32 protein-coding genes and 3 pseudogenes are annotated in these 25,252 nt (G+C 71.6%); 21 read left to right on the forward strand and 14 right to left on the reverse strand.

The window, feature by feature from the left end; all coding sequences use genetic code 11:
- The first annotated feature begins 114 nt into the window (after positions 1 to 114).
- The 3 genes from rfaE2 to VM306_RS40765 are packed head-to-tail and all read left to right on the forward strand — an operon-like array spanning position 115 to position 2,689.
- A complete protein-coding gene (gene rfaE2, locus VM306_RS40755) occupies positions 115 to 1,389 on the forward strand; it encodes a D-glycero-beta-D-manno-heptose 1-phosphate adenylyltransferase (RefSeq protein WP_325525027.1) in 1,275 nt (424 codons plus the stop codon).
- Positions 1,389 to 2,060, forward strand: coding sequence for an SDR family oxidoreductase (locus VM306_RS40760; RefSeq protein ID WP_325525032.1), 672 nt, complete (start codon positions 1,389 to 1,391; stop codon positions 2,058 to 2,060). The genes rfaE2 and VM306_RS40760 overlap by 1 nt, the downstream gene beginning before the upstream one ends.
- A 38-nt stretch (positions 2,061 to 2,098) precedes the next feature.
- Complete coding sequence (locus VM306_RS40765) at positions 2,099 to 2,689, forward strand: phosphatase PAP2 family protein (protein WP_325525034.1); 591 nt, start codon at positions 2,099 to 2,101, stop codon at positions 2,687 to 2,689.
- On the opposite strand, the gene VM306_RS40770 is transcribed toward VM306_RS40765, so the two are convergent.
- From VM306_RS40770 to VM306_RS40780, 3 genes are read right to left on the reverse strand one after another with little or no spacing between them, the layout of a single operon-like run.
- A complete protein-coding gene (locus VM306_RS40770; protein WP_325525036.1) occupies positions 2,599 to 3,195 on the reverse strand; it encodes a flavodoxin family protein in 597 nt (198 codons plus the stop codon). The two genes, VM306_RS40765 and VM306_RS40770, sit on opposite strands and share 91 nt — an antisense overlap.
- Positions 3,195 to 3,989 (reverse strand): SDR family oxidoreductase, encoded by a 795-nt coding sequence (locus VM306_RS40775; RefSeq protein ID WP_325525038.1) that lies wholly within the window; start codon positions 3,987 to 3,989, stop codon positions 3,195 to 3,197. The genes VM306_RS40770 and VM306_RS40775 overlap by 1 nt, the downstream gene beginning before the upstream one ends.
- Complete coding sequence (locus tag VM306_RS40780) at positions 3,986 to 5,170, reverse strand: cytochrome P450 (RefSeq protein WP_325525041.1); 1,185 nt, start codon at positions 5,168 to 5,170, stop codon at positions 3,986 to 3,988. Before VM306_RS40780 ends, VM306_RS40775 begins: the two co-directional genes overlap by 4 nt.
- A gap of 83 nt (positions 5,171 to 5,253) precedes the next feature.
- Here VM306_RS40780 and VM306_RS40785 point away from each other — a divergent pair.
- The 3 genes and pseudogenes from VM306_RS40785 to VM306_RS40795 all read left to right on the forward strand — a co-directional run.
- Positions 5,254 to 5,409, forward strand: a pseudogene (locus VM306_RS40785) (plasmid stabilization protein); the annotation flags it as partial.
- 16 nt (positions 5,410 to 5,425) lie between these two features.
- The gene (locus VM306_RS40790) at positions 5,426 to 5,635 is read left to right on the forward strand and encodes a hypothetical protein (RefSeq protein WP_325525043.1); all 210 of its coding nucleotides are present in this window, start codon (positions 5,426 to 5,428) and stop codon (positions 5,633 to 5,635) included.
- Positions 5,636 to 5,738: 103 nt separating this feature from the next.
- On the forward strand, positions 5,739 to 6,293 hold the full coding sequence (locus VM306_RS40795) for a hemerythrin domain-containing protein (RefSeq protein WP_325525045.1): 555 nt from the start codon (positions 5,739 to 5,741) through the stop codon (positions 6,291 to 6,293).
- A gap of 70 nt (positions 6,294 to 6,363) precedes the next feature.
- Here the strand turns inward: VM306_RS40795 and VM306_RS40800 are convergent, their stop codons facing one another.
- Entirely contained in the window at positions 6,364 to 6,555 is a 192-nt protein-coding gene (locus VM306_RS40800; RefSeq protein ID WP_325525047.1) for a DUF3040 domain-containing protein, read from the reverse strand.
- 530 nt (positions 6,556 to 7,085) lie between these two features.
- Between VM306_RS40800 and VM306_RS40805 the strand changes: the two genes are divergently transcribed.
- On the forward strand, positions 7,086 to 9,644 hold the full coding sequence (locus VM306_RS40805; RefSeq protein ID WP_325525049.1) for an ABC transporter substrate-binding protein: 2,559 nt from the start codon (positions 7,086 to 7,088) through the stop codon (positions 9,642 to 9,644).
- Positions 9,645 to 9,705: 61 nt separating this feature from the next.
- Here VM306_RS40805 and tsaA read toward each other — a convergent pair whose 3' ends face one another.
- Both tsaA and VM306_RS40815 read right to left on the reverse strand, forming a co-directional pair.
- On the reverse strand, positions 9,706 to 10,101 hold the full coding sequence (tsaA, locus tag VM306_RS40810) for a tRNA (N6-threonylcarbamoyladenosine(37)-N6)-methyltransferase TrmO (protein WP_325525052.1): 396 nt from the start codon (positions 10,099 to 10,101) through the stop codon (positions 9,706 to 9,708).
- Complete coding sequence (locus VM306_RS40815; protein WP_325525055.1) at positions 10,101 to 11,504, reverse strand: protein adenylyltransferase SelO; 1,404 nt, start codon at positions 11,502 to 11,504, stop codon at positions 10,101 to 10,103. Before VM306_RS40815 ends, tsaA begins: the two co-directional genes overlap by 1 nt.
- Positions 11,505 to 11,641: 137 nt before the next feature.
- Between VM306_RS40815 and VM306_RS40820 the strand changes: the two genes are divergently transcribed.
- The gene (locus VM306_RS40820) at positions 11,642 to 12,562 is read left to right on the forward strand and encodes a hypothetical protein (RefSeq protein ID WP_325525059.1); all 921 of its coding nucleotides are present in this window, start codon (positions 11,642 to 11,644) and stop codon (positions 12,560 to 12,562) included.
- Between the two features lie 75 nt (positions 12,563 to 12,637).
- Complete coding sequence (locus tag VM306_RS40825) at positions 12,638 to 13,084, forward strand: hypothetical protein (RefSeq protein WP_325525061.1); 447 nt, start codon at positions 12,638 to 12,640, stop codon at positions 13,082 to 13,084.
- Here VM306_RS40825 and VM306_RS40830 read toward each other — a convergent pair.
- Together VM306_RS40830 and VM306_RS40835 are read right to left on the reverse strand one after the other, a co-directional pair.
- The gene (locus VM306_RS40830) at positions 13,081 to 13,434 is read right to left on the reverse strand and encodes an HNH endonuclease (RefSeq protein WP_325525063.1); all 354 of its coding nucleotides are present in this window, start codon (positions 13,432 to 13,434) and stop codon (positions 13,081 to 13,083) included. The two genes, VM306_RS40825 and VM306_RS40830, sit on opposite strands and share 4 nt — an antisense overlap.
- Positions 13,418 to 14,347, reverse strand: coding sequence for a LysR family transcriptional regulator (locus VM306_RS40835; RefSeq protein WP_325525066.1), 930 nt, complete (start codon positions 14,345 to 14,347; stop codon positions 13,418 to 13,420). The genes VM306_RS40830 and VM306_RS40835 overlap by 17 nt, the downstream gene beginning before the upstream one ends.
- A gap of 109 nt (positions 14,348 to 14,456) precedes the next feature.
- Here VM306_RS40835 and VM306_RS40840 point away from each other — a divergent pair, with 109 nt between their 5' ends.
- From VM306_RS40840 to VM306_RS40850, 3 genes are all read left to right on the forward strand, one after another.
- Positions 14,457 to 15,452 (forward strand): C4-dicarboxylate ABC transporter, encoded by a 996-nt coding sequence (locus VM306_RS40840; RefSeq protein ID WP_325525068.1) that lies wholly within the window; start codon positions 14,457 to 14,459, stop codon positions 15,450 to 15,452.
- Between the two features lie 245 nt (positions 15,453 to 15,697).
- Positions 15,698 to 16,120, forward strand: a complete 423-nt coding sequence (locus tag VM306_RS40845) for a hypothetical protein (protein ID WP_325525070.1) — start codon at positions 15,698 to 15,700, stop codon at positions 16,118 to 16,120.
- Between the two features lie 77 nt (positions 16,121 to 16,197).
- Complete coding sequence (locus VM306_RS40850; RefSeq protein ID WP_325525073.1) at positions 16,198 to 16,617, forward strand: DUF6292 family protein; 420 nt, start codon at positions 16,198 to 16,200, stop codon at positions 16,615 to 16,617.
- Positions 16,618 to 16,657: 40 nt separating this feature from the next.
- On the opposite strand, the pseudogene VM306_RS40855 reads toward VM306_RS40850, so the two are convergent.
- The 3 genes and pseudogenes from VM306_RS40855 to VM306_RS40865 all read right to left on the reverse strand — a co-directional run.
- Positions 16,658 to 16,861, reverse strand: a pseudogene (locus tag VM306_RS40855) (DEAD/DEAH box helicase); the annotation flags it as partial.
- Entirely contained in the window at positions 16,858 to 17,631 is a 774-nt protein-coding gene (locus tag VM306_RS40860) for an alpha/beta fold hydrolase (protein ID WP_325525075.1), read from the reverse strand. The pseudogene VM306_RS40855 and the gene VM306_RS40860, both read right to left, overlap by 4 nt.
- Positions 17,632 to 17,695: 64 nt before the next feature.
- Complete coding sequence (locus tag VM306_RS40865; protein WP_325525078.1) at positions 17,696 to 18,202, reverse strand: DUF2231 domain-containing protein; 507 nt, start codon at positions 18,200 to 18,202, stop codon at positions 17,696 to 17,698.
- A 259-nt stretch (positions 18,203 to 18,461) separates the two neighbouring features.
- Here VM306_RS40865 and VM306_RS40870 point away from each other — a divergent pair, with 259 nt between their 5' ends.
- The 8 genes from VM306_RS40870 (at position 18,462) to VM306_RS40905 (ending at position 22,954) form a co-directional block, all read left to right on the forward strand.
- The gene (locus VM306_RS40870; protein WP_325525080.1) at positions 18,462 to 19,127 is read left to right on the forward strand and encodes a hypothetical protein; all 666 of its coding nucleotides are present in this window, start codon (positions 18,462 to 18,464) and stop codon (positions 19,125 to 19,127) included.
- Complete coding sequence (locus tag VM306_RS40875; RefSeq protein WP_325525082.1) at positions 19,114 to 19,530, forward strand: phage holin family protein; 417 nt, start codon at positions 19,114 to 19,116, stop codon at positions 19,528 to 19,530. The genes VM306_RS40870 and VM306_RS40875 overlap by 14 nt, the downstream gene beginning before the upstream one ends.
- A complete protein-coding gene (locus VM306_RS40880; RefSeq protein WP_325525084.1) occupies positions 19,506 to 20,138 on the forward strand; it encodes a DUF3618 domain-containing protein in 633 nt (210 codons plus the stop codon). Before VM306_RS40875 ends, VM306_RS40880 begins: the two co-directional genes overlap by 25 nt.
- Positions 20,135 to 20,920: an MBL fold metallo-hydrolase gene (locus tag VM306_RS40885; protein WP_325525086.1), complete on the forward strand. Its 786-nt coding sequence runs from the start codon at positions 20,135 to 20,137 to the stop codon at positions 20,918 to 20,920. Before VM306_RS40880 ends, VM306_RS40885 begins: the two co-directional genes overlap by 4 nt.
- A 62-nt stretch (positions 20,921 to 20,982) precedes the next feature.
- Positions 20,983 to 21,150 carry a hypothetical protein gene (locus VM306_RS40890; RefSeq protein WP_325525088.1) on the forward strand — a complete coding sequence of 56 codons (168 nt, stop codon included), beginning with the start codon at positions 20,983 to 20,985 and terminating at the stop codon, positions 21,148 to 21,150.
- A gap of 5 nt (positions 21,151 to 21,155) precedes the next feature.
- Positions 21,156 to 21,407, forward strand: coding sequence for a hypothetical protein (locus VM306_RS40895; protein ID WP_325525090.1), 252 nt, complete (start codon positions 21,156 to 21,158; stop codon positions 21,405 to 21,407).
- 3 nt (positions 21,408 to 21,410) lie between these two features.
- Positions 21,411 to 21,713: a hypothetical protein gene (locus VM306_RS40900; protein ID WP_325525093.1), complete on the forward strand. Its 303-nt coding sequence runs from the start codon at positions 21,411 to 21,413 to the stop codon at positions 21,711 to 21,713.
- Between the two features lie 110 nt (positions 21,714 to 21,823).
- The gene (locus VM306_RS40905) at positions 21,824 to 22,954 is read left to right on the forward strand and encodes a glutamate--cysteine ligase (RefSeq protein ID WP_325525095.1); all 1,131 of its coding nucleotides are present in this window, start codon (positions 21,824 to 21,826) and stop codon (positions 22,952 to 22,954) included.
- Positions 22,955 to 23,116: 162 nt separating this feature from the next.
- Here the strand turns inward: VM306_RS40905 and VM306_RS40910 are convergent, their stop codons facing one another.
- From VM306_RS40910 to VM306_RS40920, 3 genes and pseudogenes are all read right to left on the reverse strand, one after another.
- A complete protein-coding gene (locus VM306_RS40910; protein WP_325525097.1) occupies positions 23,117 to 23,293 on the reverse strand; it encodes a CsbD family protein in 177 nt (58 codons plus the stop codon).
- A 92-nt stretch (positions 23,294 to 23,385) separates the two neighbouring features.
- Positions 23,386 to 24,825: a WGR domain-containing protein gene (locus VM306_RS40915; RefSeq protein ID WP_325525099.1), complete on the reverse strand. Its 1,440-nt coding sequence runs from the start codon at positions 24,823 to 24,825 to the stop codon at positions 23,386 to 23,388.
- Between the two features lie 80 nt (positions 24,826 to 24,905).
- Positions 24,906 to 25,022 (reverse strand): annotated as a pseudogene (locus tag VM306_RS40920) (LuxR C-terminal-related transcriptional regulator); the annotation flags it as partial.
- A gap of 59 nt (positions 25,023 to 25,081) precedes the next feature.
- Between VM306_RS40920 and VM306_RS40925 the strand changes: the two are divergent.
- Complete coding sequence (locus VM306_RS40925; protein ID WP_325525165.1) at positions 25,082 to 25,252, forward strand: hypothetical protein; 171 nt, start codon at positions 25,082 to 25,084, stop codon at positions 25,250 to 25,252.

The raw sequence follows: 25,252 nt of genomic DNA on the forward strand, positions 1-25,252 counted from the left end.
GGGAGCCGGGACGTGGTGGCGCGGTGGGGAAGCCGCGGCAGCCGTATGTCGGCGGAGTGATGCGGTGCTCGCGTCGAGCGCGGCCGGTTCGCGGCGGGCTTCGAGGAGGGCGTCGTGAAGCTGGTCGTGGTGGGTGACTCCCTGCTCGACGTCGACGTCGAGGGCACCGTCGACCGGCTGTGCCCGGACGCCCCGGCTCCCGTGCTCGACGTGGTCGCCGAGCACCCGCGTCCCGGTGGCGCGGCGCTCGCGGCGACGATGGCCGCGCGTGACGGTGTGGACGTGACGCTGGTCAGCGCGCTGTCCGGCGACGAGGCGGGGGAGCGGCTGCGGTCGCTGCTCGAGGTGCCCGGGATGTTCGGGCACGTGGACTCCGTTCCGGTGAAGACGCGGTTGCGCAGCGGCGGGACGTCGCTGGCGCGCGTGGACCGGGGTGGTTCCGGTTCACCGCAGGTGACCGACGACATGCTGGACGTGGTGCTGTCCGCGGACTTCGTGCTGGCGTCCGACTACGGGCGCGGGCTGTTGCGCGACGAACGGCTGCGGTCGGTGCTCACCCGCGTCCCGGTGGTCTGGGACCCGCACCCGCGCGGACCGGCGCCGGTGCCGGGGGTGCGGCTCGCGACCCCGAACCTGCCGGAGGCCAAGGCTTTCAGCGGCACCGGTGACGCGGACGAGGCCGCCGCCGTGCTGCTGGAACGGTGGCGTGCGCGGGCTGTCGTGGTGACGTTGGGCAGTGGCGGTGCGGTGCTGCACTGCGGAGGGACGCCTGTCGCCGTGCCCGCGCCGCCGGTGCCGGTGGCGGATCCGTGCGGGGCGGGGGACCGGTTCGCCGTGTCCGCGGCCGTCCACCTCGCTCTCGGTGCCGCCTACGACGAGGCGATCGCCGGCGCGGTGGCGTCCGCGGCCGACTTCCTGAACCGCGGCGGCATCTCGGGGATGCGCGCGCCGCTTCCGTCCACGGTGGACGACGTGCGCCGGCGCGGCGGGACCGTGGTGGCGACCGGCGGGTGCTTCGACGTCCTGCACCCCGGCCACGTCCGGATGCTGGCCGCGGCGCGTGCTCTGGGCGACTGCCTGGTGGTGTGCCTCAACTCCGACCAGTCGGTGCGGCGGCTGAAGGGCGAGGGACGGCCGGTCAACAGCCAGGAGGAGCGGATCGAGGTGCTGCGCGCGCTCGAGTCCGTGGACGACGTGATCGTGTTCGGAGAGGACACCCCGTCGAACGTCCTGGGCCGGTTGCGCCCGGACGTGTGGGTGAAGGGCGGCGACTACACCGCCGAACTGCTGCCGGAGACCGAGGTCGTGCGGCGCTGGGGCGGACGGACCGTCGTCGTGCCGTACCACCGGGGACATTCGACGACCGAGATCTTGTCGAGGAGGGCTTGATGCAGGGGAACGTGCTGGTGACCGGAGGCGCGGGCGGACTGGGGGCGGCCGTGGCCGACGCGGTGCGCGAGGCAGGGGCGACGCCCCTGGTGCTCGACAAGTCCGCGCCCGCCAAGGACGACTTCGAGCTGGTCGACCTGGCGGACGGCCGCGCGGCCGAAGCCGCGGTCCGCGCACTCGCCGAACGGCACGGCAAGTTCAGCGCCGTGGTGACCGCGGCCGGCATCGACCGGTGCGGCACGCTGGCGGAGGTGCCCGCGGAGGAGTGGGAGCAGGTCGTCAAGGTCAACCTGTTCGGTACGGCGGCGGTGATCCGCGCGGCCCTGCCGCACCTGGAGAACGGGCGTGTGGTGACCGTCGCGTCCACCCTCGGCCTGCGCGCTGTCAGCGACGCGACCGCCTACTGCGCCTCGAAGTTCGGTGTCGTCGGGTTCACGCGTGCCCTGGCCGCCGAGACCGCGGGACGTGTCGGGGTCACGCTCGTCGTTCCCGGCGGGATGCGAACGAGCTTCTTCGACGACAGGACCGAGCAGTACCGGCCCAAGGACCTGGAGAAGCTGAACCCGCCGGACCGGGTGGCTGCGGCGATCGTGTTCGCGCTCAGCCAGCCGGAGAACTGCGAGGTGCGGGAACTCGTGGTGGCCCACGCCGAGGAGCCCTCCTGGCCGTAGAGGGGTTCCGGTTGGGCCGTTCTGGGTAGTTGAGCGGGATGACCGGTGCCGAGGAAGAGCTCGAAGAGCTTGACGACGATTCGATGCACGACAGCGAGCTGCTGCCGACGCGAAGACCACACCCCGTGATCATCGCCGCCAGCCTCACCGCGCGCGGCGGGCTGCTCTGGTTGCCCGTCGCGGGCCTGCTGGCGCTGGCCGGCAGGAAGACCACCGCGAAACGCGCTCTCACCGCCGCGGTCGTCGCGATGCCGCTGGGCCACCTGATCAGTCTGGTGGTCCACCGGCGCAGACCGCAGGCCGCCGCGATGCCGGCGCGCGAGGCGCTGCCCGAGCACCCCGACTCGTCGTCGTTCCCGTCGAAGCACGCGGTGACGGCTGCCGCGTTCGGCACAGCCACCGCGCTGGTGGACCCCGGAGCGGCGGTGTTCGTGACGCCGCTGGCGTTGCTGGTCGCCTACAGCCGCCTCAGGACCCGTGTGCACTGGCCCACGGACGTGCTGGGCGGCCTGGCGATCGGCGCGCTGGTGGCGCTCGCTCAGGCGGGGATCGGACGTTCCGCCAGGGCCAGGGCGACGGCGTGGAGGTTGGCCGCCATCGTGCGGCCGGTCTTCTCCGACCACTCGTGACCCTCGCTGGTCTCCGAGTAGCTGGGACCAGGCCCCGGACCGCGGTTCCAGTACGTCCAGGCCTGGCCGGGGATCGTGTAGCCGATGTCGCCGAGGCCGCCGGCGATCTCGCTGATCACGTGGTGCGCGCCGTCCTCGTTGCCCGTCACCACGACGCCCGCGACCTTGTTGTAGGCCACCGGGCGGCCCTGGTCGTCGGTCTCGGAGATCATCGCGTCCATGCGCTCCAGCGCCCGCTGCGCGATCGAGGAGGGGCGGCCGACCCACGTCGGGGTCGCGAACACCAGGATCTCCGCGTCGAGCAGCAGCTGGTGGACGTTCGGCCACTCGTCGCCGCCGCCGAGGTCGGTCACGACACCGGGCGGGATCTCGTGGTCGGCCAGCCGGAACGAGGTGACCTCGACGTCCTTCTTGGTCAGCCCGTCGATCACGACCTGGGCCAGCAGGTCGGTGTTGGACGGGTCGGGGGATTTCTTGAGGGTGCAGTTGAGGACCACGGCACGCATCAGGGCTGCCTCCACTTCTCGTCGGCGAGCATTCCGCTCGCTTGCGGGCCCATCAGGGACATCCCGCCGTCCACGACGAGCGAGGCACCCGTGACGTACGAGGCGGCGGGCGTGGCGAGGAACGCCACCACCGCCGCGACCTCGTGCGCGGCACCAGGACGGCCGAGCGGCACACCGGGACGGGACTGGGTGTGCGGGTCCACGTCCTCCTGGCCCGTCATCGGCGTCGAGATCTCGCCGGGTGCCACGGAGTTGACGGTGACGCCGTGTTCGGACAGCTCGAGCGCGAGCACCTCGGTCAGCGCGCCGAGCCCGGCCTTGGCGGCGCAGTACGGCGCGGCGCCCACCCGCGGCAGGTGCTCGTGGACCGAGGTGATGTTGATGATCCGGCCGCCCCGACCGGCGGCGATCATGTGCTTGGCCGCGCGCTGGCAGCACAGGAACGCGCCGTCCAGGTCGACCGAGAGCACCTCGCGCCAGGTGTCGAACGGCATGTCCATGACCTTCTGGCTGCTGCCGGTGCCCGCGCAGTTCACGAGGACGTCGATGCCGCCCAGTTCGCCGGCGAGCTCGTCCACGGCGGCGGCCGCGGTGGGCAGGTCGGTGAGGTCCAGCTGGCGCACGGCGCACCGGGCACCGGCCTGGCGCACCTCGTCGGCTGTTCTCGCGGCTCCGTCGGCGTCCTGGTGGTAGGTGATGCCGACGTCGACACCGCCGCCCGCCAGCGCGACGGCGATCGCCTTGCCGATACCGGAGTCGGCCCCGGTTACGACGGCGTTCAGGGGAGCGTTCATGAGACGCGTGTACCCATCGGCGTCGCTTGCAAGCGGAGCGCGAAGTGGTTCAGCGTGGCGGGCAGCGGGGCGTCGAGCGTGGGGAACGAGAGGTGCTCGCTCAACGCGTCCAGCATCGCGCTGCCGGTCACCAGCACCAGGTCACGGCCGGGGCACACGCCGGGACCACCGCTGAACGGCACGATCGCCGGATCGAGCGGCCTGTCCCAGATCTCGGGGGCGTAGCGGTCGGCGTACGGCAGCCGGTCCGGGTCGCGGTGGAAGAACGGCGTGAAGACCACGAACAGGGTGTCCTCCGGCAGCCACGTGCCGTGCCAGCGGGTGGCGATCGTGCTCTCGCGCAGGATCATCGGCGTCGTGGGCCACAACCGCGCCGATTCGAGGATGCCGTGCGTGCCGCGGGCGCCGATGGCCAGCGCGTGCATCGTGACGATTCCGGCGGCGTCGAAGGCGAACAGCCAGTGGGGGATCTGACCGGACAGGTCACCCGGTTGTGCCGCGAGGCTGCCCTTCTCCGCCCGCGCGAGGTGCTCGTCGAGCCTGCGCTGGAACCGTTCACGCAGGTCGCGCTGCTTCGGGTGCAGGAAGGCCCAGTTCGCGTTTCCGCGCAACGCCCTCAGGTCGTCGGTCAGCTGGTCGTCGCCGCGGGCGCCGTCACCGAGGACGATCCTGCGCACGATCCGCCACCACGCCTGGGCGAAGGAGTCCCAGGTCAGCTCACCCGTGCTCATCACGTGCCTGGTGAGCAGATCGGCCTCGTCCCGCACGATCGCCTCGACGGGCACGCTCTCCGGCCGCAGCGCGCGTTCGTTGACCTCGCGCAGCCGTTCGCGCTCCGCACCCTCGGAGATGAGCAGGCCGTGCGGCTGGAAGTGGCTGAGCGCGGCCTTCTTCTCCTTGGTGGCCAGCGCGAACGGTTCCGGCGACCCGTCGAGCAACCGGCCGACGTCCGTCGGGTCGACGAGGACGGCGACGCTGCGCCCGGTGATCCGCAGCCGGACGGGTTCCGGCCCGTAGCGGTCGCGCAGCGTGCGCATCGTGTCGACGGCCTTCGCGTCGGACTGGAGTTTCCCGGCGAGGGACATCACGCCCGGCCTGCGGACGATGACGCCCTTGGCCAGGGTCGGCAGCAGCACGGTCGAGAGCACGCGGGCGGTGTCGAGCCGAGATGAGATCGCCATGGGAATGACTACCCGATGACCCGTGTGTGAACCACCCTGACCGGGGGTATTCGCGGGACAGCTCGAACCAGGAGGAGGTCGTGGTGCCCGCGGGATCGAACGCCGAACGTGAACGCCAGTACGAGCACGTCAAGGACTCCGCCCAGGACCGCGGCGCATCGCCGAAGCGGGCGAAGGAGATCGCCGCGCGGACGGTGAACAAGAACCGCGCCCAGGCCGGTGAGGCCGAGACGGCGAGCGCGCTGGGACGCTGACGTGCCGGACGACATGTCCGAAGTGGACAGGACATCGGCGCCGACGATCCTCCCGATGGAGCACGACACGCTGCAGATGATCCGCACGGCGACGATCACCGGCGCGACCGGCCGATCGGGCCTGGGGACCAACCGCATCAGACACGTCCACGCCGACCTCGAACCGTCCGCCGGATGCACGACGACACGCTGGGCGTGCCCGGCCTGGTGAACCTCGTCGACGGACTCGTCGCCGGTGTCGTCGCCGGAGCGGTTTCGCACCCCTCACCACGCGCTACTCGCGGAACAACCCGAACTGAAGGAGAACCACCACCATGCAGTACGACGTCGTCGACCTCATCATGCAGGACCACCGCGAGGTGGAGCGCCTGTTCGGCGAGCTGAAGAACCACCCGGAGAAGCGACCGCTGGTCACGCCGGTGCTCTGCGGCCTGCTCGTCGCCCACAGCCGGGCCGAGGAGTCCGAGGTCTACCCGGCCGCCAAGGACGCGGGCGGCGACGACGAGGTCGAGCACAGCCAGGAGGAGCACGCCGAGGCCGAGCAGTTGCTCGTCAAGCTCCTCGACTGCGAGTTCGACTCGCCGCAGTACGAGAAGGCGTTGCAGGACGTCGTCGACGCCATCACGCACCACGTCGAGGAGGAGGAGAAGACCGTCCTCCCCGGCATGCGCCAGCGGCTGAGCGCCGAGCGCCGCTACGAGCTGGGCGAGTCGTTCGCGCGCAGCCGCGCGGAGCACCTCGGTGAGATGCCCGGCCAGGCCACCCGCGAGGAACTGCTGACGCAGGCCAAGAACCTCGGGCTGTCCGGAGCGGCGAGCATGAGCAAGGAGCAGCTGAAGCGCGAGCTGGAGAAGGCCGCGTCTTCCTGATCCGGGACGAAGTGGGTGCGCCGCCGGAGTTCTCCGGCGGCGCACTCGTGTTCGTGGTCGATCTGAGTGGTCAGCTCAGGATCAGCACGCTCAGTCCGATGAGCACCGCACTCGCGATCACCGCGACGAGGGCCGCGGCGAGCTGGCGGCGAATCCACTGGGCGTGAGGGCCTGCGCTCAGCACGCGGGCGAGGTCGGGGTCGGTGGCGCGGAAGTACTGCTCGATGTCGATGAGCTGCTGCTGTTCCTGCTGACTGAGCATGGCGTGCTCCCCAGGTCGGTCGGCCGTTGCACGCCTACCCCGCGCGACAGCGTTTCAAACCACAGGGGTGTGGTGTGTCGCCGGGTCCGTCACGGCGAGCCGGACGTTGCCGGACACCGAGGACGTCAGGGCCCGCCGCACGCCGCGCACATCGACGCGGAAGTCGTCGTGGACGCGGCGCGCGAGCTCCTCAAGTCGCTTCAGAGAGGTTCAGGCGAGGGAGGGACGGGATCGGGGTCCGGGCCGGGAGGCCGCAACGGGTCCGGGGCCGGTCCCGGCGGGCTCATCGGGTCGGTGTCCGGGCCGGGCGGACGCGGCTGGTCCGGCCCCGGCGTGGTCGGACCGGGTCCTGGGGGCGGTATCGGCTGGCTCATGACCGCCGGGTACCCCGCCGGCACGCTCGCCGCACCGCATTCTCGTCCACGTCGAATACAGCGGTTTCCGCCAACGGGCCGAGCGTCCTGCCCGACAATCCGTCGGGATCCTGTTTGGGACCGGCAGAACGGGCGGGGAACATGGCGCTGTCCAGGATGACGTCACACGGGTGGTTCCTCGGCTCGGAGCAGACGCGCGGGCTGCAGTTCAGCGGCGCGCTGGAGCTCGTCCGGTTGCTGGACCGCCTGGCCACCCGTCCTCGCTGGCCCGCTCGCGACGTGCCGTTGCCGATCGTCGTGCTGCGCCGCCCGCCGGGCGTGGAAAGCCCGCTCGAGGCGCTGGCGAACCGGCCTGCGACCGCGCGAGGTCGACGGGTCGCGTTCGCCCACGTCCAGTGCGACGAGTCGCAGCGGCGGTTGCTCGACGACGTGGTCGGCCAGCTCGCGGGGGACGTGCGGGGCGCGGCACGGCTGCGGTTCCCGCACTACGCGCTCGTCGGGTGGTTGCTCGACCTGACGCTGCCCGCCGGTGTCGAGGCCGACGAGGAGGAGCGCGAGATCGCGCGGGAGTTCCGGCAGCACCTGCGCCGGCGCGTGCGGATGACCACCGACGGCGCGCAGGACCTCGCGCACGACTTCCCGTGGTGGATCCGGCTGGTCATCGGGCTCATGCCGCGGATCGGCCTCGCGCTGATGGCGTTGCTGTGGCGTCCGGCGACGTGGGTGGGCGAGCAGCCGCTGGGCGGACGGTCGCGGCACGGGCTCTACCGGCTCGCTCGCGCCGTCGTGAAGGAACGCCTCGCCGAGCGGCACGAGGACGAGGTCGGCGACCTGCTCGTGCGGGCGCTGCTGGAGGACCTGCGTCGTTCGCACCGGCGCTGGACGCTGTGGGGGACGGGCCGTCGGCGGACCGGAAACCCGTGGCTGTTGCTGGAAGACGGGTCGTGGCTGCTCGACGCGATCGGCCGGGCGCGCAGCGGGGTCCGGAGTGGACAGTCGTGGCGCGCGAACCCGTTGAGCCGCCCGGATCCGTTGCTCGTGATCGCCGCGCAGGAGTCGGACGAGGTGCCGAGCACGCACGTCGCGGACGCGCTGGCCGGGTACCACGACTGGCTCCGGCAGCTGTCGCGGTCCGAGAACTGGGTGCTCGCACTGGACACCGACGCGTCCGAGTCCGCTCGTGGCGTGATCGGCGGCCTCTCCGAGCTGCCGCCGTTGCGCCTGCGCCGTGCTCTCGCCGCGCCGCTCGTGCTGACGCTGGCCGCTGCTTCCCTTGTGGCCGTGCCGTTCCTGAACCACGCCAGGTGCGACGAGTGGTGGTCGGTGTCGGTGCGTTCGCCGCTGGAACGCGTCGGTGCGGAGTGCATCGGTGTGTCGGCGGATCCGGTGCGCCACTTCGTGCCCGACTCGGTGCCGTCGGACATCCGTCCGGCGCTGGAGGACGTCTACGGCCGGATCGTGGAGGAGAACCGCAAGGCCGCGGCGCGCCCGGACGCGATCACGATCGTGTTCCTGAGCGTGCTGACCCCCAGCACCGCCAACAGCTTCTACGCGTTGGTCGAGGAGCTGCGCGGGGTGTGGGTGGCGCAGAAGACGTCCGACGTGCCCATCAGGATGCTGCTGGCCAACGGCGGCGAGGGACCGGGTGGACGCGGGCTGGCGTCCGGTGACATCGCCGCCGAGAAGATCATCGAACTGGCCGCGCGCGACCGGAGCGTGGTCGCGGTGACCGGCCTGTCGATCAGCACCGACACGGCCAAGTCGGTGGTGAAACGGCTGGGCAGCAACGCTTTGCCGGTGATCGGCACGCTGACGTCCGCCGACGACATGGCGGGCGTCAACGAGTACTACTACCAGGTGGGCCCCAACAACCTGCGCGAGGCGCGGGTGGCCGCCTACTACGCGCAGAGCAGGCTCGGCGTGTCCGACGTGGCGATCTTCCACTCCGGGGACCCGTCCGACCGCTACAGCCAGAACCTGGCCGAGGACGCGCGCCTCTCGTTCACCGAGCGCGGGATCACGGTCAGCCAGTACAAGTCGTACCGTGTCGCGAGCGACGACGAGGGCCTGGCGCCAGCCTCGCTGGGCCAGGGTGCGTGCCCTACTTCGTCAAGGCCGGGATACGCGGTGTTCTACGCGGGCCGCGCGCAGTACCTGGCGGAGTTCCTGCGCGGCATGAACAGCAGGTGCCAGGGCAACACACCGCCGGTGCTCGCGAGCGACTCGTCGACGCGGTTCATCCTCGAGGGCACGATGGCGCAGTTCCCCAACGTGCGCCTGGACTACCTGTCGTTCGCGAGCCCCGCCGCGTGGACCGACTGCGCGAAGGTGCCGTTCTACAAGGTGTACCTCGACGTGTTCCGCAAGACCTGCCAGACGCTGGGCGACGGCCGCTCGGCCGCCGCCTACGACGCGATGCAGGTGCTGGCCGAGGGAGTGCGGCAGGTGCGCCGCACCGACCCCGGCGCGCGGGTGCGGGAGGGGCTGCTCGCCGGCATCGGCAGCATCCGGCCGGACAACGCGATCCAGGGCGCCACCGGGACGATCGGGTTCAGCGCGAGCACCCGGCTGCCGTCGAACAAGGCCGTGCTGGTGCTGCAGGGGAACACCGACACGACCTCGACGCCGCGGCTGTTGTGCGGGGAGCTGCCGTTCCGCGCCGACCTGGTGGCCGGGCTGGACGTGGACGGCGGGTGTCCGCGGGACCCGCGGTAGGCCGACGCCGGCCTGGGGTCGGCGGGTGGCGTGGCGTCGGAGGCGGCCTCGGCCGACAGGGTCAGCGTTCCGTGCCCAGCACCGGCTTCACGTCGATGATCGGCGTCCCGTCGAGGGCCTCGAGGTGCGCGACCCGCACCTTCAGCCCGTCCACGCCGAGGATCGTGACGCGGTGCAGCCCGACGGGGTTCGGCCGGTCCGGTGAGCGGGTCGAGAACACCCCTGTCTCCGCCTTGTCCTGGTCGCCGCGCGGGTGCACGGCCAGCACGGAGCGGTCCGCGCGGTCGAGCCAGGTGAGCACGAGGACGTCGTTGCCCGCGGCCAGTTCGCGCATCGCCCGCGCGTACTCGGGGGCGAAGACGAGCCAGGCGTCCGGCGCGCCCTCGTCGCCCTGCTCGGGGGCGGAGGCGCGGTCCAGCAAAGAAGATTCGACGTGCCCGATGGGCTGCAGTTTCATCAAGTCCCGCAGAAGGTCCGGTAGGTGGCGCTGAAGTCCTGCGGCGCAGGAGCCGAGAAGTGTTCCAGACCCGGACGCACGCCGTACGGCCGGGTAACCGCTTCCAGCAGGAGGTGCAGCGGGCCGAGGTCGCCGTCGGCTCCGGCTGCCAGAGCCTCTTCGACCAGATGGTTGCGGGGGATGTAGACCGGGTTGACGCGGTCCATCGCGTCGGCGTCCGGGTCTTGCTCCCGCCAGCGTGCGATCCAGGCGTCGATGCCGGCGAGGTCGAGGAACAGCGAGCGGGCGGGTTCGGCGTCGCCGCGGGCCGCGGCGGAGAGGAGGTGGAAGAACGACGTGAAGTCGACGTGGTTCTCCTGCATGAGCGCGAGCAGGTCCTTGAGCAGCGGCTTCACGTCGCCGGAGATGCCCAGCTTGACGCCCATGCCGCCGATCCAGGCCCGTTCGAACCGCTCGGGGAACGTGCCGAGCGTCTCCGTGGCCTGCGCGACCGCCTTGTCCTCGTCCTCGTCGAACAACGGCAGCAGGGCCTCGGCGAGGCGGGCGAGGTTCCACTCGGCGACGATCGGCTGGTTGCCGTAGGCGTACCGGCCGCGGTGGTCGATGGAGCTGTACTTCGTCGTCGGGTCGTAGGCCTCCATGAACGCGCACGGGCCGTAGTCGATCGTCTCGCCGGAGATCGTCATGTTGTCCGTGTTCATCACGCCGTGGATGAACCCGACGAGCATCCACCGCGCGACCAGGGACGCCTGGGCCGCCACCACGTGCTCGAACAGCTCCAGGTAGGTGCTGCCGGGGTGGTGGCGGGCGATGGCGTGGTCGGCGAGGCGGCGCAGCAGGTCGAGATCGCCGGTGTTGCGGGCGTACTGGAAGCTGCCGACTCGCAGGTGCGACGCGGCGACGCGCGCCAGCACCGCTCCGGCCAGCGGCTCGTCGCGCTGGACGACGGCGCCGGTGGCCACGACGGACAGCGCCCGGGTCGTCGGGACGCCGAGGGCGTGCATGGCCTCGCTGACGACGTACTCGCGCAGCATCGGGCCGATCGCCGCCAGGCCGTCGCCGCCGCGGGCGAACGGGGTGCGGCCCGACCCCTTGAGGTGCAGGTCGCGCAGCCGGCCCCCGGCGTCGGTCAGCTCGCCCAGCAGCAGGGCGCGGCCGTCGCCGAGCCTGGGGGAGTAGCCGCCGAACTGGTGGCCCGCGTAGGCCTGCGCCACGCCGGGTGCGGCGTTGCCCACGAGGAGGGGCAGCCCGTCGGCTTTCAGCCAGGCCGGGTCGAGGCCGAGCTCGTGCGCGAGCGGCTCGTTGAGGACGAGGAGTTCCGGTTCCGCGACCGGGACGGCCTCCCACGGGACCGCCATCTCCGGGACGGCGGTGGCGAAGTCGCTGCTCAGGCTGATGCTCACGCCTTCCACGGTACCGCGCGACGCCTCGGCGCGATGTGATCGCGCTCTCAGATCGAACTCGGGTGAACCGTTTCGAGAGGGCGTACGTGACAGGGGTGAACAGGTTGACGAAAGTCCAATCAGGAGTGAGAAACCCCATGCGTCGCAAGCAAGTCGGGATCGTTGCTGCCCTTTTCGCGGTCGGTGTCGTCGCATTGACGGCCTGCGGCCAGGGTGCCGCGCAGTCCGGTTCGGCCTCACCGGTTTCGGGTCCGGCCCAGGAAAAGCAGGCGCAGGCTCCCACTGGCGAGTCCGAAGTGGACTTCCTGCGCGGATCGGCCAGCTCCAACAAGGCCGACAAGAACAGTGGTGACCGCGCACCGGCGACCGCGCCGGTCGAGGTGAAGCAGAAGTGGGTTGAGCTCCGCGTCGCGAACGCCGGTGGCCTGGAACCCGCCGTGGTGAACGGAAACGGTCGCAGCGTCTACTGGTTCAGCGACGACCCGGTGAACGGCGGTGTGTCCAACTGCAACGGTGACTGCGCCAAGACGTGGCCCGCCATCACGGTCACCAAGGGCACCAAGCTGTTCTTCCCCGGCATCAAGCGCGAGAACATCGGCTTCGTCAAGCGCCAGGACGGCCAGACCCAGGTGACCATCGGCGGCCGCCCGATCTACCTCTTCTCCAAGGACGAGAAGGCGGGCGACATCAAGGGCCAGAACGTCGGCAACAAGTGGTTCGTGATCAACCCCGAGGGCAAGCGCGCCGTCGCGCCCGCCGAGGCGCCGGCTCCCCGGCCCGCCCCGCCCGCGACCGGTGCGAAGCCCGCGACCTCCGTGACCTTCTTCAGCGGCAAGAACTTCGACGACTTCAGCGGTGACAACTTCGCCACCAGTGTCAGGCCCTCCGCCCAGTGCGCCGACCTGCGCGGCGGATTCCAGTCGCTGTCCCCGGACGGCGCCGTGAAGATCTGGTCCGAGCCGGGCTGCAAGGGCAAGTCCGCGATCGTCGACGAGGACGTCCGCGACACGGCCGTGCTCGGGTTCCCGGAAGGCGTGCGCTCCTACATCAACGCCTGACCTGATCGGGTGAAAGCCAAGGCCGCCAGAGCACCTGGGCTCTGGCGGCCTTCGCGTCTCGCTAGGCTGCCGGGCATGCGCTACTCCGCCATCGCGCTGGCTTTGCTGCTGGCCGGATGCGGCACGTCGACGACATCGCTGCCCACCATCACCCCGGCCGCACCCTCGCCGTCGGCCGCGGGTCTGCCGGATCTGCAACCCAGGCTCGACGCCATCGGTGTGCTGCTCACCGACTGCATGGCCCGTCTGCGCGGTGAACCCGTCGCCCCGGCCGACAACTGCGTCCACGTGCTGCCGGACGTGACGGGCGTGATCGACGAGGCCGAGAAGCAGTCCTCGAAGCTCGCGCCCGCCGGTCAGGCCGCCATCGCCGACGTCCGCCGCCAACTGGCCGAGATCACGCCGTGCGAGCCGTGGTTCGCGGCGGGTGGGGTGAGCAGCGATGGGCAGCTCGACGCCCGGTGCGGGAAGGCGTGGAAGGGGCTCTTCCAGAGCTACAACGCGGTCCGCAACGCCGCTTAGGGCGCGAACCGGGTCGTCAGCTCGGCCGAGATCTCGTAGTGCCGCACCAGGAACGAGCGTTCGTCCAGCTTCTTGCGCCGCAGCCAGCCCGTCACCTCGGCGTTGCACTTGCTGGCGTTGCACGACCCGCACGCGGGCACGACGTTGCCGAGCGTGTACCTGCCGCCGCGGGAGAGGGCCTGCACGCAGTCCTTCTGCAGCGAACCGGCGGCCGCACCGCAGTAGGCGCAACCGCCCCACGACGTCTTGAGCGCCTCCCACTGCGCGTCGGTGAGGTCGTGGGCGACGCCGGCCATGCGCTTCTTGCGCTTGCGCGCGGCGCGAACCTGTTTACTACCGCCGGTCGGCACGGGTGGTGAGACTACGCGTCGCGATGGTCAGCAGGTCGGAGGCGGGGCCCCGGGGTGTCCGGCCGGCGGGCCACACCGCGCGCAACGCCCGGTGCAGGTCCAGGTCGCTCACCTCGACCCGCACGAGCGCTCGGGTCGCGAGGTCGGCGGCCACCGCGTGCACGCTGAGCACGGCCGGGCCGATGCCCCCGGTCGCGGCCGCCCTGATGGCCGTCGTCGAGGACATCTCCAGCAACGGGCCGGCGGACTCCGCCACCCCCGCGATGCGGAGCGCGTGCTCCCAGGCCTGTCGGGTGCCCGAGCCGGGCTCCCTGCTGACCAGTGGGGTGGCGGCGGCCTGGGCGGCGGTGACGCGGCGCCGTCGTGCCCAGGGGTGGCCGGGCGCGACCACGAGCACCAGCTCGTCGTGCGCCACGACCCGACCGGTCAGGCCCACCGGCACGTCGGTGTTCTCGATGAACCCCAGGTCGGCCTTCCCGGCGAGGACCTGCTCGGCGACGTGCACGGAGTTGCCCGCCGTCAGCACGGTCGCGGTGTCCGGGCTGACCGAGCGCATCGCGATGAGCCACGTCGGCAGCAGGTACTCGGCGACGGTGAGGCTCGCGGCGATCGTGAGCTGGCCCTGCCGGTCGGCGCGCAGGCTGGTGATGCCCGCGTCGAGGTCGGCGGCCCGCGCGAGCACCGGGGCCGCCCACCCGGCCACCAGCTGACCCGCCGTGGTGAGGCGGGCGCCGCGCGGGGTGCGGTCGAGCAACGCCACGCCGACGCGGGCTTCGAGGGTGCGCAGCCGTTCGCTGGCGCTGGGCTGGGACATGCCGTGGGCCTTCGCCGCGCGGCCGATGCTGCCCAGCTCCGCCACGCTCAGCAGCAGGTCGAAGCTGGTCAGGTCGGTGACCCTGGACGGCAGAGGCATAGGGGCAGCCTATGCGTTCATCGGTGATCGACGCCTACCGGACCACGCGGGGAGCGAGGATTGTCATGTCGTGACCGCTCTCGCACCTCACCCACACCGTGCCCCCGAGGTGCGACGAGCGGCGCCTTTCGGCCCGAACCTCTTCGCGTCCGTGATGGGCACCGGGATCGTCGCCACCGCCGGGGCCTCGATGCCCGGCCTGCACGCGGTCGCGACAGTCGTCTGGGTGTTCGCCGCCGCGCTGCTGGTCGTCCTCGTGGTCGCGGCGCTCCGGAGCTGGACGTGGGCGACGGTGCGCGCTCAGGTCGCGGACCCCGTGATGGCCCAGTTCTGGGGCGCGCCACCGATGGCGTTGATGACGGTCGGCACCGGGACGTTGCTGCTCGGCTCCGACTGGATCGGCCCGCACGCCGCGCTCGCCGTCGACTGGACACTGTGGACGCTCGGCACGCTGCTCGGCCTGGCGACGTCGGTTCTGGTGCCGCTGCGGATGATCGGCAGCGGTGAACGCGCGTTCGGCGGCTGGCTGATGCCCGTGGTGCCGCCGATGGTCTCCGCCGCGTCCGGGGCGTTGCTCGCCCAGCACCTGGACGGATCGGCGCGGCAGGCGATGGTGCTGGGGTGCTACGCGTTGTTCGGCGTCAGCCTCTTCGCGACGCTGGTGATCGTCCCGCAGATCTGGCAGCGGCTCGTGCGGCACGGCCCTGGGGCCGCGTCCACCGTGCCGACGCTGTGGATCGTGCTCGGGCCGCTGGGGCAGTCGATCACCGCCGCCTGCCTGCTCGCCGGCGTGCCCGTGCTGCCGGGGCAGGCCGCGTTCGGAGTCCTCTACGGCACCGCCACCTGGGGATTCGCCCTGCTGTGGGCGGTGCTCGCGGCGGCCGTGACCGTGCGGACCGCCCGGCGCGGGCTGCCGTTCGCGCTGACGTGGTGGAGCTTCGTCTTCCCGCTCGGCACGCTGGTGACCGGCACGAGCGCGCTCGCCGCGCGGGTTCCGTCGTCGATGTTCACCGGCGTCGCGGCCGGGCTGTACGGCGGCCTGGTGCTCGCCTGGGTCACCGTGGGCGTGCGCACTCTGTTCTACGCAAGCCGGCGATCTACGTAACGTCTGCCGACGCGAAGGGCGCCCGTCCGTCGCGAAGGTGGTGGCGTGACGACACGAACCGCACGGACGCGCACGGTCAGGGCGGTTGGACCAGAGCGCTTCCGCGACCCTCCCGCGCCTCGGCCACCAGGCCGTCGAGGCACTGGATCTCGCTTCGCGGCCGAGGAGACGCGGAAGCGTCGTCACGGGGCGAACAGTACCCGGACCGGCGTTTCCGCCCACCGGGCCGCGGGTAGGCAGACCGCATGGCCGACACTGCGGGCAAGGCCCGAGCCGAACGGACCGAGGTGACGCTCCGGTCCAAGACGATGGTGCTCGACTTCGAGGGCGAATGCCGTGTCGAACGGGAGGGCGACTCCGTGCACGTGACGGGGTTGCGGCTGGTCGCGGACCTGCCGGACGCCGGAGGGCAGGAGGACGGCGGCACCGTCGTGCTGGAGCAGGCGGGCGATTCCCGACCGGCGGGGAAGGACCTGACCGTGCCGCTCGGCGCGTCGGTCGCGCAGCCCGGCGCCGAGGTCCGGCTGACCGCGCCAGGGGACGTGCGGTGGACCGCGGAACCCGGCGGCGACCTCGTGGCGGCCGACGACGAGATCGGCTTCGTCCTGGCCGAGGCGCCCGAGTCGACCGTCCTGACCGTCCGCGGCCTGCGCGTCAGGCCGTCCTGACCAGGTTTGACCACACCCCGCAGGGGTATCCGACCGGCGCACCAACAGTGTGTTCGGCCGACGGAGGCACAGCAGGCATGGAACTCGGAATGCCCGGTGATCTCGACATCGACTTCGACATCGACTTCGACGACTCGGTGGACCGCCGCACGCGGCAGTACGTCCGCGAGGTCGTCGCGGGTCTCGGACTGCTCGGCGACAGCTCGTTCGTCGAGACCCAGCCGCGCGCGGCGGCGTACGTGGCGCTGGACGGGCGGCTGCCCGAGTTCCCCGACCACGACGTGGCACTGCTGTGGAACGAGCTGACCGGCTGGTCGGTGGCGGTCGAGGACCGTCTCGGCGACCTGGTGGAGCTGGTCCGGCAGGGCGGAAACCCGCGGCCCGCCCCGGCGGCGGTGGTCAGCTGGGCCGACGGGCTGCTGCGCCCGGACGTCACCGTGGACAACCGCGACTTCGCCGCGTTCGTGCCGTCGCCGCGGGGCGCCATCCTCTCCTGACCGGGAACCAGCGCGTTCACCCGCTCCGAGCCGGGGCCGCCAGCGCGATCAGGGGCGAGACCACGATGGTCTGGCCGTCGAGCAGGATCGCGGGGACCTGGTAGATCGCGGATTTCCCGGCGCCGGTCGGCATGACGACGAGCACGTCGCGGCCGTCGAGGAGGTGCCGCTGCGCGACGAGCTGCTCGTCGCGCAGCTCGGTCCAGCCGAAGACCTCCCCGGCCGTTCTGGCGAGGTCGTTCATCCGGTGCGGCGCAGGTCGTAGCGGCGCGCGGCCCAGTCGGCCAGGCGCGGTCGCATGGCCAGGAAGACGTCGGGGTCGAGGCCCATGCCGGTGTGGGTGCTGTGCACCTCCACGCACTCGGCAGACGGGTCGAGGCACAGCTCCCACGGCACGATGCCGTCCGACTTCGAGTACACCGACAGCGCCTCGACGCCGTCGGGCAGCGGTGCGGTGATCGACCTGATGTTGTCCTCGTAGCAGGTGCCGTCGAGGCAGTCCGGGTCCATGAGGCCGGGGAAGCCGATCGACGACAGCCGGGCCAGCGCCTTGGCCGCGAGCATCACGTGGGGGTGGGCGCCCGCCGGGTCGAGCACGGGGCTGCCGAGCATCACCACGCCGGACACCAGGTCCGGGCGGCGTGCGGCGGCGAGGCGGGCGAGTCCGCCGCCCCGGCTCTGGCCCAGCAGCACGACCGGGCCGCCGGTGGCCTCGGCGTGTTCCTCGACCCGTCGTTCGATGCGGTCGACCAGCTCCGTGGTGCAGCCCACGGTGAACCCGACGCCCGCGCCGGCGGGCACGTAACCCCTGTCGCGCAACCACGTGGTGGCGAAAGTCAGGCTGAAGTCGCCGGCCCCGAAGCCGGGCACCAGCACCACGCCGAGGCCCGCGCCCTCCATCGGGTCCGCGTCGCGCCACACCCGGTGGCGCAGCAGGCGGGGGATCGTGAACGCCGCGACGGCGACGTGCTCCCGTGCGAGTGCCCGCAGTCCTTCGACGGCACTGGTCGTCATCCTCTACTCCGTTCGTCAGCGATCCGGAGTAGCCCCGACGGATGTGCTCAAACAGAAACCACTGTCACGTTTGCCAGCGGTGCACACCGCCGCCCTGGGCGTAGGACAGGTGGCCACCGAGGGCGCCACCTATGCCCACGGCCGTCAATCCGGCCAGTCCGAGCACCTTCCCAGCGGTGTGCCTTCCCCGGCGCCGCAGCGCGTAGGACGCGGCGAAACAGGTCACAGCGGCGGCGTTCGCCACGGCGTGCACCGCGCCGACCCTGCGCTGCCGCCGATCGAGGCCGCTGTAGTCGGCGAGTCCCAGCAGGACCGTCGGCACGGACGCAAGCAGGCCCAGCGCGACGAGCCGGCGGGCCGCGTCCTCGTCACCGGGGCGTGCGTCGAGCACGGCCGCCGACGCCCACGCCCCGATGGGCACGGTGACCATCAACGGGTGCAGCGGATGCCCCAGCCACGAACCCCGTACCGCGCGGTCGACCCGTGGGGACCTCAGTGCCCGCCGCACCACCCTCGCCGCGGACTCCGCCGGCCGGTCCACCGCGCGAAGCTCTTCGACCGCTTGCAACACCCCGTGAACGTTCATGGCCCCGGTTACCCGGCGCGACTGCGCTTACGCGGGCATGTCATCCACGGCGCGGGGCACGCGACCGGCTTCGTGCGCAGCCGCCTGGCTTACCCCGCGAATCCGTTGTGACACCTGTCGAAAAACGCCCATCCGGATGAACGACAGCCGTTGGCGAGAAGTTTTCGGCCGGGTCGTTTGCGGGGCCTCTCGGCGGGTAGCTCGACTGCCAGGTAAGTAATGACAATGAGCTGAGGAGTCAGCCGTGACCGAAAACCAGATGGGTGGAATGCCCGCGGCGGCCCGGGACGAGGGCTCCGAGGTCGCCCAGCACGCCATGGAAGCTGCCGGACAGGTCGGCAGCACCGTCAGGGACCAGGCGGCGCAGGTGACCCACGAGACCGCCGGCCAGGCCCGTCGCGTCGTCGGTGACGTGCGGGAACGCGTCGCGTCGGAGGCGGAGCAGCAGGCGACGCGGGTATCGAAGCAGCTCGGCCGCATCGCCGACGAGCTGGGTGAGATGGCCCGCGGCGCATCGCCGGACTCGCTGTCGGCGGGCGCGATCCAGGGTGTCGCCGACACGAGCAGGCAGGCGGCGAGGTTCCTCGACGAACGCGGTGCGCAGGGACTGCTGGACTCCGCGCGGGACTACGCCCGGCGCAAGCCCGGCATGTTCCTGCTGGGCGCCGCCGTCGCCGGCTTCCTGGTCGGCAGGGTGGCGAAGAGCGCGACCGGCGGGAGCCAGGGACAGGCGCAGGGCGGACAGCGGCCGCAGGGCGCCGACGTGGTGCCGGTGGCGGCCGAACGTCCCGCCGCCACGCCCACCTACACGAAGCCGGACTACGTCACGACGCCGGACTACGGCGCACCGCTGACGCCGAGTGCGGCGCCGGCCGTGCCGCCGGCGGGGGTGCCGCATGTCGAACCCTGAGGTGCCGCCGTTGCGCACGGACACCACCGCGGAGTCCCTGGGCGACCTCGTCAGCGATCTCACCGGTGACCTGTCCAAGCTGATGCGGCAGGAGCTGGAGCTCGCGAAGGCCGAGATCCGCCAGGAGGCCACGAAGGCGGGCAAGGCGACGGGAATGCTCGCCGCCGCCGGGTTCGCCGGCTACCTGACCACGGTGCTGCTGAGCCTGGCTCTGGTGTTCGCACTGGGCGCCGTCATGCCGCTGGGCTGGGCCGCGCTCATCGTCGCGGCGTTGTGGGGCATCGCGGGAGCGGTTCTGTACACCAATGGCCGCGCACGCCTGCGCACCGTCAACCCGACACCGGAACGCACCGTCCAAACCCTGAAGGAGGACGCGGAATGGGCGAAACACCCGACCAAATAAAGCGCGACATCGAAGTGACGCGCGCCGAGCTGCGAGCCGACGCCAACCGGCTGGTCGACCACACGAGCCCGCGCGCCATCGCGCAGCGGCGCGTCCGCGGGGTCCGTCAGGGGCTGGTGTCGATGAGGGAGCGAGTGATGGGAACCGCCACGCAGGCCACTACGGCCGTGCGCGAACAGGGACAGGACGCCGGCAACACCGTCGCCGAGAAGGCCGAGCAGGCGGCGCACGCCGTGCAGCAGACCGTCCAGGAGGCACCGCGCCGGGTGGCGCAGCAGACGCAGGGCAGCCCGCTCGCGGCCGGCCTGATCGCGTTCGGCGGCGGTCTTCTGGTGGCGGCACTCCTGCCGCGCACGGACGCCGAGCAGCAGGCGGTGCAGCAGCTCTCCGACAGCCTCAGCGACGTGGTCGACCCGGCCAAGGAGGCGCTGACCGAGTCCGCGCGGCACCTCAAGGAGGACGTGCAGTCCACGGTGAGCGAGGCGGCGGGTGAGGTCAAGCAGGTGGCCGCCGACGCCGCGCAGACCGCGGCCGGGCACGCGAAGGAAGCGGCGCAGGACGTCGGCGGGCACGCCCGCGAGTCCGGGCAGCGCCTGTCCGGGCAGTGACCGGTTCGCTGCACTTCGTGGGCAACGCCACGACGGTGCTCCGGCTCGGGCCGTTCACGCTCCTGACCGATCCCAACTTCCTCCACAGAGGACAGTGGACGCACATCGGTCAGGGCGTGGTGTCCCGCAGGCTCACCGATCCCGCGATCGGGATCGGTGACCTGCCAGAGCTGGACGCCGTCGTGCTGTCCCACCTGCACGGCGACCACTTCGACCGGGTGGCGAGCCGTGAGCTGGCCCGCGACCTGCCCGTGTTCACCACGCCGCACGCGGCGAAGCGGTTGTCCCGCAGGGGATTCACCGAGACCGCGCCGCTGCGGACGTGGGAGACCGTCGCGCTGAGCCGCGGTGCGGCGAAGCTGACGATCACCTCGCTGCCGGGCAGGCACGCGCTGGGGCCGGTGGGCCGCCTGCTGCCTCCCGTCATGGGCACCATGCTCGAGTACCGGGAGGCGGCGGGCGCGCTCCCGTTCCGCGTCTACCTCAGCGGCGACACGCTCGTGCACCCCTCGTTGCGCGAGATCCGGGAACGCTTCGACGGCATCGACCTCGCCGTGCTGCACCTCGGCGGCACCAAGGTGCTCGGCGTGCTGCTCACCATGGACGGCAAGCAGGGCACCGACCTGATGGAACTGCTCTCCCCGCGCACCACCGTTCCCGTGCACTACGAGGAGTACGGGGTCATGAAGTCACCGCTGTCCGACTTCACCGCCGAGATCTCCCGGCGCGCCCCCGGTCTGGACGTCCGGGTGGTGGCACGCGGCGACACGCTGACCCTGTGACGGTTCGGCGGCGTGGCGCGGGGTATGCCGGAGTCACTCAGACCGAGGACAGGAGGTTCGCTGTGACCGGACCCGAGCACGAGGGCGTGGAACGCGGCGCGGCGGAGGAGAGCTCAGGCGCACCGCTGACCCCGACCGAGGAAGAGGCGTCGAAGAGGCCGCCGAGTGACCCGGACTCGGGACCGGGCGCGGGCCTCGACGGCGGTGGCCGCTACGGCGACGACGGCTGATCGCCATGCCGATCCCCGTGGAAGACCTGAAACAGCTGCTCCAGTCGACCCGGCCGGAGGCGACGCTGGTGCACATCGTGGGCAGCTACGTGGTGGCCGGCCGCGACGAGCTCGCCACCGACGCCATGCGCGGCGCTGTGACCGTGGTGACGAAGGACGAGCTGCTGGAACGGGTCGGCGGCTGGCCGGTCACCGACCGTGAGCTGGAGGAAGCCGCCGCGATGCTCAGCTCCGCCGTGGACAACAGGGGAGGCTGAGCGGTGGCTCCCACACCGGCCGTGGCCGCGTCGAGCAGTTGGCGGGACGACGAGGGCGAGCGTTGGCCGTCCGGTGACGTCCACGCCTGGTGGCCCGGCCAGAACCAGACGCTGTGCGGCGTGCCGTTGAGCCGTGCGCGGCTCGGAAGGTTGCCCGGCGTGCTGTGGGTCGACGCGGTGTGGTTGCAGGGCACCGCGGACACACCGGTGATGGCGATGTGTCCGCGGTGCACCGCCGCGACCCGTCCGAAGAGAGATCGCGGCGGTCGGAGGCGGAGTGGCGTGACCGGGTCGCCCCGGCCCTGACCAGGCCTGGGAGCGAACGGCGTTTTCCTCCTGCGGTGGAGGGGTATTCGGCGATCCCGATTCCCCCGCGGCGCGCATGAGCGCCTTGAGCAGGATGGTGAGACGTGGAGATGACGCCTCCGAAGGACGTGTGGGGGCCTACTGTCGGTGTGGAGGAGGAGTTCCTCCTGGTGGACCCGGTCACCAGCGCGCCGGTGAACCTGGCGGACAAGGTCGTGGCGGTCGCGCGTGACCAGCTCGGGCTCGAACTGGAGCACGAGCTGACCGGGGCGCAGGTCGAGATCAACACGTCGATCTGCCGCGACGTGGAGCAAGCCCGGACCGAGTTGTTGCAGACGCGCCGGTTGGTGGCACAGGCCGCCCGAGCGGTGGGCTGCCGGGCCGTCGCCGTGGGAGCCCCACCGCTGGGCGAGGCGACCGGTGAGGTCACGGACAGCCTGCGGTACCAGCGGATCGCCCGCGAGTTCGGCGCGCTGGCCGAGCAGCAGCTGATCTGTGGATGCCACGTCCACGTCGCCGTGCCCGACCGGGAGACCGCCGTGCAGGTGTGCAACCACGTGCGGCCGTACCTGCCAGTGCTGGCCGCCGTGACGGCGAACTCGCCGTTCTCCGGCGGAGAGGACACCGGGTTCGCGAGCTGGCGCTCCACGGTGTGGTCGCGGTGGCCGGTCTCCGGTCCGCCGCCGGTCTTCACCTCGTGGGAGCACTACGAGGAAGTCTGCGACACCATGATCAAGGCGGGCACCGCGCTGGACAGGGCGATGGTGTACTGGGACGTCCGGCCGGCCACGGAGCTGCCGACCGTCGAGGTGCGGGTGTCGGACGTCGCGGCGACCGTGGACGACGCGGTGCTGCTCGCGGCACTCGTCCGCGCCCTGGTGGCCCAGGCGGTCGTCGACGTCGGACGCGGTGTCGAGGCCGAACCTGTTCCGCAGGAGACGTTGCGCCAGGCGTGTTGGAGCGCGGCCAACGAAGGCCTGCACGGCAACGTCCTCGACGTGCTGGCCGGTGAGCCCCGGCCGGTGCGCGACCAGCTGGACGACCTGGTGCGGCGGCTGACGCCGGTGTTCGAGGCCAATGGCGATCTGCCCGCGGTACAACGCGGTCTGCGGTTGCTGGACCGGGAAGGCGGAGGTGCGGACCGTCAGCGCCGTGCGTTCCGGGGAGGCAAGGTCGAACCGTTGCTGACGATGCTGGACGTCGACAACGCGGACCGCTCCGAGGAGACCGCCGCGTCCTGACGTCCACAGAGGACTGTCGATGGCGAGCAGGGTCCCGCACTTCGGTGCGGGGCCCTGGTTGTGCGAAGTACGAAACGGGTTGCTGACACGCGAAAGGGGTCCGCACCTTGCTGACACGCGAAAGAGGCCCGCACCGGAGTGCGGGCCTCTTTCGCGTGGTGGTCAGTCCTTCTTGAAAGCGTCCTTGACCTTCTCGGCGGCTTCCTTCAGGTGACCCTTGCCCTGGTCCGCGGCGCCCTCGGCCTGCAGGCCGTGGTCGTCCGTCGCGTCGCCGACGCCTTCCTTGACCTTGCCCTTGAGCTGGTCGGCCTTGGCGTCAAGCTTGTCATCGGCACCCATGTTGTCCTTCCCCGACACCTGAACTTCAGGCGCGACAATCACTGGTGGGGTGCCCCGAACCGGCGACGATGACACGTGTTTCCTGCCTAACATCAGAGAAGGCGCTTGATCTCGCCCCTGGCCCGGTAGAAGCCGCCGCTCGCCGAGGTGTGGATCTCCGTCACCAGGTACCGGGCGCCGGGCACGCGGATGTCCTTCGGGAACTGCACGGCGCGAGCGCGGTCGTAGCCCTCGGAGACCACGTGCACGCGCAGACGGCCGCCGCTCTCCTGCACGCACTCCACGACGACACCGCCGGCCGGCACCGCGCTCGCGACGACGGTCTCGACCTCGGTGGTGGCCTCGACGCGCTGCCAGTGGTCGGCCTTGATGTCGTTGCGCCGCGGCAGGTCGCCCTGCTCGGCGGCGTGGATGGCGGCAGGGCTCGCGTCGATGCACGCCAGCGAGCCGTCGGTCGTCACGATGTAGAGGCGTTCGTCGCGGTACTGCATGGAATACGCGGAACCGCAGCCCGTGCCGAGCTTCCACAGGCGCGTGCCGTCGGCGGCGAAGCAGTACACCGACGAGTGGTTGTCGCCCGCGAACACGTACCCGCCGTCCGGCGAGGTGGCGCAGGAGAAAACCGCCGCGTCGCAACGGTAACGGCCCGTCTCGGCGCCGTCGGCGCGCGAGAGCCGGTGCACCCAGCCGCGGCTCGTGCCCGCGAACACCTCGGACGGTTCCTGCCAGCCGAACAGCACCGAACCCGTGGTCTCGGCGTGCCACACGGGCTCACCGGTGCGTGCCGCGTAGTGCGTGACGCCGCGCGAATGCCCGTGGAACACGCCTTCCGGCGCACACCGCACCATCCACGCGCTGTCGCCGCCGCTGCGGCGCGACCACTGGAACTCGTCCTCGTGGTCGACGATCGTGATGCCGCCCTGCCGGTCGGAGACGCCCAGCACGCCGTCGTCGATGTCGAGCCAGTAGATGTCGACGTCGCTCGCGATCTCGTACGCGACCCGCGGGACCTTGCCGCCCAGGTCGTACACGCGGCCGTCGTCGCAGCCCGCGTAGATCCAGAAGTCGTCGGCGACGATGCACTTCACGCCGTCCGGCAGCCCGTAGCGCCCGGTGACCTGGCCGTCGTGCGCGAGGGTGAAGACGTCACCGCGCTGGTTGCCGACCCACGCCTCGTCCTCGCCGATGAAGATGCCGAACGCGGGCGCGCCCGAGTGGAACCGCCACAGCACGGGAGCCTGCCGCGCGCTCGACCGGACGCTCGTGATCTCGCGGCGCGTGATCGGACGCCGCTGACGCTGACCCTTCACCGCGGGGGCGTAGCCCTTGCGGACCTTCTCGCCGATCTTCTTCTCGGCGGCCGTCACCGCCTTGGCCACGTCCGCGAACGTCGACGTGCGCGTCGAGCCCCGTTCGCCGATGCGGCCGAACGTGATGGTGACCGTCGTGCCGTCGACGACCACCTCGTAGAACTTGTGCGCACTACCGCCGGTTTCCGACAGCTCCAGGTACGTGGTGGCAGCAACAGCCACGGTTCCCCCTCGTGTTGATCAGCTGCGAGGACCGTAGCAACGGGGTACGACAATTCCCGTCGCCGCTGGTCAGGCGCCTTTCAGACCGGGTGGTCCCTGAGCTGCCGCCGCGACGTCACACCGAGCTCGCGGAAGATCTCCCGCAGGTGCGCGTCGACCGTGCGCTTGCTGATGAACAGCTCGGTGGCGACCTCGTTCGACGTGGCCCCGCCGCCACCAGCCGCGCGACGGCCACCTGCTGCGTCGTGAGCTGCTCGTGGGCGGCCGGCGTGGACCGGCGCTCGACCCGCTGCCCCGCGGCGCGCAGCTCGTCGGCGGCACGACCGGCGACGCCTCCGCCCCGGCGGCCGACAGCAGCGAGTGGGCCGTCCGCAGTTCCCGCAGGCAGTCCTTCCCGCGTCCCTTGCGCCGCAACCATTCCCCGTAG

Source organism: Lentzea sp. (genome assembly GCF_035525475.1).
In the GTDB taxonomy this organism is placed as follows: domain Bacteria; phylum Actinomycetota; class Actinomycetes; order Mycobacteriales; family Pseudonocardiaceae; genus Lentzea.

Coding starts and splice junctions, on each gene's coding strand:
- VM306_RS40875 (WP_325525082.1), top strand. CDS start 19,114: ATGTCGAACCCTGAGGTGCCGCCGTTGCGCACGGACACCACCGCGGAG.
- VM306_RS40835 (WP_325525066.1), bottom strand. CDS start 14,347: ATGCCTCTGCCGTCCAGGGTCACCGACCTGACCAGCTTCGACCTGCTG.
- VM306_RS40780 (WP_325525041.1), bottom strand. CDS start 5,170: ATGGCGATCTCATCTCGGCTCGACACCGCCCGCGTGCTCTCGACCGTG.
- VM306_RS40880 (WP_325525084.1), top strand. CDS start 19,506: ATGGGCGAAACACCCGACCAAATAAAGCGCGACATCGAAGTGACGCGC.
- VM306_RS40845 (WP_325525070.1), top strand. CDS start 15,698: ATGGCCGACACTGCGGGCAAGGCCCGAGCCGAACGGACCGAGGTGACG.
- VM306_RS40770 (WP_325525036.1), bottom strand. CDS start 3,195: ATGCGTGCCGTGGTCCTCAACTGCACCCTCAAGAAATCCCCCGACCCG.
- VM306_RS40910 (WP_325525097.1), bottom strand. CDS start 23,293: ATGGGTGCCGATGACAAGCTTGACGCCAAGGCCGACCAGCTCAAGGGC.
- VM306_RS40905 (WP_325525095.1), top strand. CDS start 21,824: ATGACGCCTCCGAAGGACGTGTGGGGGCCTACTGTCGGTGTGGAGGAG.
- VM306_RS40795 (WP_325525045.1), top strand. CDS start 5,739: ATGCAGTACGACGTCGTCGACCTCATCATGCAGGACCACCGCGAGGTG.
- VM306_RS40805 (WP_325525049.1), top strand. CDS start 7,086: ATGACGTCACACGGGTGGTTCCTCGGCTCGGAGCAGACGCGCGGGCTG.
- VM306_RS40775 (WP_325525038.1), bottom strand. CDS start 3,989: ATGAACGCTCCCCTGAACGCCGTCGTAACCGGGGCCGACTCCGGTATC.
- tsaA (WP_325525052.1), bottom strand. CDS start 10,101: ATGAAACTGCAGCCCATCGGGCACGTCGAATCTTCTTTGCTGGACCGC.
- VM306_RS40850 (WP_325525073.1), top strand. CDS start 16,198: ATGGAACTCGGAATGCCCGGTGATCTCGACATCGACTTCGACATCGAC.
- VM306_RS40860 (WP_325525075.1), bottom strand. CDS start 17,631: ATGACGACCAGTGCCGTCGAAGGACTGCGGGCACTCGCACGGGAGCAC.
- VM306_RS40760 (WP_325525032.1), top strand. CDS start 1,389: ATGCAGGGGAACGTGCTGGTGACCGGAGGCGCGGGCGGACTGGGGGCG.
- VM306_RS40765 (WP_325525034.1), top strand. CDS start 2,099: ATGACCGGTGCCGAGGAAGAGCTCGAAGAGCTTGACGACGATTCGATG.
- VM306_RS40820 (WP_325525059.1), top strand. CDS start 11,642: ATGCGTCGCAAGCAAGTCGGGATCGTTGCTGCCCTTTTCGCGGTCGGT.
- VM306_RS40825 (WP_325525061.1), top strand. CDS start 12,638: ATGCGCTACTCCGCCATCGCGCTGGCTTTGCTGCTGGCCGGATGCGGC.
- VM306_RS40895 (WP_325525090.1), top strand. CDS start 21,156: ATGCCGATCCCCGTGGAAGACCTGAAACAGCTGCTCCAGTCGACCCGG.
- VM306_RS40800 (WP_325525047.1), bottom strand. CDS start 6,555: ATGCTCAGTCAGCAGGAACAGCAGCAGCTCATCGACATCGAGCAGTAC.